Genomic DNA, 3,090 nt, shown 5'->3' with positions numbered 1-3,090 from the left:
AGGCCCCGCCGATCAGATCGTCGGGTCCTCACCCGCGTCGATCGCCTTCCACTGGTCAGCCGGTGTGGCCGCCGGATCACGCTCGTAACGCACGGTCGGACGACGCCAGCGGTGAGCGGTCAGTACTCCGATCAACCCCGCCGCGACCAGCGCGACTCCCCCGGCTAGAGCCAGCCAGGGAGCCGGCCCGGTGCTGAGCACCACCTGGTCCGTGACCGCTTGGCTCAGTTCGGGCCGGATGCGACCCAGCTCTGCCGTATCCGGCCGGATCTGCAGAGCCACAGCAATAGCGGCTACGCCCATCAGGAGAACCAGGAGCGACAGGACACGGCGCAGCGCAGTACCGGCGAGTTTGGTGACGATTACTGCCACCACTGCCGCTAGTGCGAGTGTCACGGGTGCGCGGGTGACGGCGTACCCGTTGAAGTTGACTACCGGGCGGCCGCTACCCGGGTCGGCGATCGACCAGGTGAGGTAGGCCGACAGCCCGAGCAGAACCAGTGCAACTACGGCTAACAGGTCTACCAGTCGTTGCGGGCGCATCAGACCTCGGAGAACGTGCCGGCGACGGCTATGGCGTTCAGGACCGCTGCTGCCTTGGTGCGGCACTCCGCGTCTTCCGAGGCCGGGTCAGAGTCCGCCACGATGCCCGCGCCTGCTTGGACGTAGGCGGTGGTGCCGCGGAGGACCGCAGTACGGATGGCGATCGCTGTGTCGGCGTCACCCGCGAAGTCGAGGTAGCCGACCACGCCGCCGTAGACGCCGCGCCGGGTGACCTCCAGCTTGTCGATGATCTCCATCGCGCGGGGCTTGGGTGCCCCTGACAACGTTCCGGCCGGGAAGGCCGCCGTCAGCGCGTCGAAGGCGGTCTTGCCCGCTTGCAGACGACCGGTGACGGTGGACTCCAGGTGCATCACGTGGCTGTAGCGCCGTACGTCCATGAAGTCGACCACCTCGACAGTGCCGGGCGCGCAGACGCGGCCGACGTCGTTGCGGCCGAGGTCGACCAGCATCAAGTGCTCGGCGCGCTCCTTGGCGTCCGCCCGCAGCTCCTCCTCCAGCGCGTGGTCCTCCTCCGGCGTCGCGCCGCGCGGGCGGGTGCCTGCGATCGGGTGCAGGATCACCTTGTTGTCCGTGACCTTCACCAGCGCCTCCGGGCTCGACCCGACGATGTCGAAGCCGTCCAGGCGGACCAGATACATGTACGGGCTCGGATTGGAGCGGCGGAGCACCCGGTAGATGTCCAGCGCGCTCGCTGTCGTCTGCAGCTCGAACCGCTGTGACACGACGATCTGGAAGGCCTCGCCCGCCCGGATCTCCTCCTTGGCGTGCTCCACAGCCTCCCTGTACTCCGCGCTGGACCGCTGCCGGTGCGGATCCGGCTGCGCGTGCCGATCCGCCTGTACTACGTACGACGGGGTCGGCTGGGCGAGGTCCTTCTCCATCGCGTCGAGCCGGCGGACCGCGTCGGCATAGGACTCGTCGACACGTTCGTCGGAGTCGTCCCAGTTGACCGCGTTGGCGATCAGCCAGATCTCGCCGGTCTCGTGGTCCAGCGCGGCCAGGTCGGTCGCGAAGAGGAACGTCAGCTCTGGCAGGCCGAGATCGTCGACCGTTGTGTCCGGCAACTTCTCCAGCCGGCGGACCGCGTCGTACCCGAGAAAGCCGACCATGCCACCCGTCAGCGGGGGCAGATCGGGGAGGCGTGGGGTGTGCAGGATCTCCAGCGTCTCGCGCAGTGCCTTCAGCGGGTCGCCGGTCTGCGGCAGGCCGACCGGTGGATTGCCGGTCCAGACGGCCTCACCGTTGCGCTCGGTCAAGGTCGCTGCGCTCCGGACTCCGATGAAGGAGTAGCGGGACCAGACGCCACCGTTCTCGGCGGACTCCAGCAGGAAGGTGCCTTGCCGTTCGGCGGTGAGCTTGCCGTAGACGCCGATGGGGGTCTCGGCGTCGGCCAGCAGCCGGCGGGTCACCGGGATGACGCGGCGGTCCTTGGCGTACTCGCGGAACGTCTCGAGATCCGGGGTGTTGCTCATGCGTTGACCTCGATCTCGCCGTGCTCGAAGCAGCTGCGGGTGCCGGTGTGGCAGGCAGGCCCTTCCTGATCGACCAGGACGAGCAGGGTGTCGGCGTCGCAGTCGACGAGAATCTGCTTCACGTGCTGACGGTTACCGCTGGTCTCGCCCTTCACCCAGTAGTCCTGCCTGCTGCGGGACCAGAAGGTGCTACGCCCGGTGGCAGCGGTACGGCGGACGGCCTCGGCGTTCATCCAGCCGACCATCAGTACCTCGCGGGTGTCGTACTGCTGCACGACGGCGGGAATCAGCCCGGCGGCGTCGAAGGTCAGCTCCTCGGTGTTCACCGGCCCATTGTCCCTGATTCGCCGGACCCGCCCCGACGTGCCCCGCGCGAGGACCGGCCGGGACTGACAAAATGTCGGCATGAACAGCGTCGCCCGGATCCAGACCCTGCTGCAGAACCACCCGCTGATCGACGGTCACAACGACCTGCCGATCGCCTTCTACGAGTTGAACGGCTATGACCTCGCCAAGCACGACCTGAGCACGTCGGTGCCGAAGCTGCACACCGACCTGCCCCGGCTGCGGCTCGGCCAGGTGGCGGCGCAGTTCTGGTCGTTGTGGGTGCCGCAGGACGGCGACGCGGTGAAGCGCACGCTGGAGCAGATCGACTTCGTCCGCCGATTCGTCGCGCGCTTTCCCGACTCGCTGGTGCTCGCCGACACCGCCGACGACGTCGAGGCCGCCTTCAAGGAGCGCCGGATCGCCTCGCTGATGGGGATGGAGGGCGGGCACTCGATCGACAGCTCGCTCGGCACGCTGCGGATCATGCGCGAACTCGGCGTCCGGTACATGACGCTCACGCACAACGACAACGTGCCGTGGGCCGACTCGGCCACCGACGAGCCGGTACTGGGCGGGCTGAACGACTTCGGCGAGGAAGTGGTCCGCGAGATGAACCGCCTCGGCATGCTCGTCGACCTCTCGCACGTCTCCGCCGACACCATGCGCGACGCCCTCCGGGTCACCTCGGCACCGGTGATCTTCAGCCACTCCTCGGCCCGCGCGGTCT

At 68.3% G+C, this 3,090-nt stretch carries 4 protein-coding genes; 1 reads left to right on the top strand and 3 read right to left on the bottom strand.

The window, feature by feature from the left end; genetic code table 11:
- Nucleotides 1-12: 12 nt before the first annotated feature.
- From VFG33_RS11925 to hisI, 3 genes are read right to left on the bottom strand one after another with little or no spacing between them, the layout of a single operon-like run.
- Nucleotides 13-543: a Trp biosynthesis-associated membrane protein gene (locus VFG33_RS11925; RefSeq protein ID WP_325025532.1), complete on the bottom strand. Its 531-nt coding sequence runs from the start codon at nt 541-543 to the stop codon at nt 13-15.
- Nucleotides 543-2,036, bottom strand: a complete 1,494-nt coding sequence (locus VFG33_RS11920) for an anthranilate synthase component I (RefSeq protein WP_325025530.1) — start codon at nt 2,034-2,036, stop codon at nt 543-545. Before VFG33_RS11920 ends, VFG33_RS11925 begins: the two co-directional genes overlap by 1 nt.
- Nucleotides 2,033-2,362 (bottom strand): phosphoribosyl-AMP cyclohydrolase, encoded by a 330-nt coding sequence (hisI, locus tag VFG33_RS11915; RefSeq protein WP_325025528.1) that lies wholly within the window; start codon nt 2,360-2,362, stop codon nt 2,033-2,035. The genes VFG33_RS11920 and hisI overlap by 4 nt, the downstream gene beginning before the upstream one ends.
- Before the next feature lie 79 nt (nt 2,363-2,441).
- Here hisI and VFG33_RS11910 point away from each other — a divergent pair.
- The coding region (locus VFG33_RS11910) for a dipeptidase (protein WP_325025524.1) at nt 2,442-3,090 on the top strand (649 nt) is incomplete at its 3' end.

This window comes from Kribbella sp. (genome assembly GCF_035687465.1).
In the GTDB taxonomy this organism is placed as follows: domain Bacteria; phylum Actinomycetota; class Actinomycetes; order Propionibacteriales; family Kribbellaceae; genus Kribbella.
The sequence above is the reverse complement of the archived record's forward strand: the minus strand, read 5'-3'. Positions and strand labels throughout refer to the sequence as shown.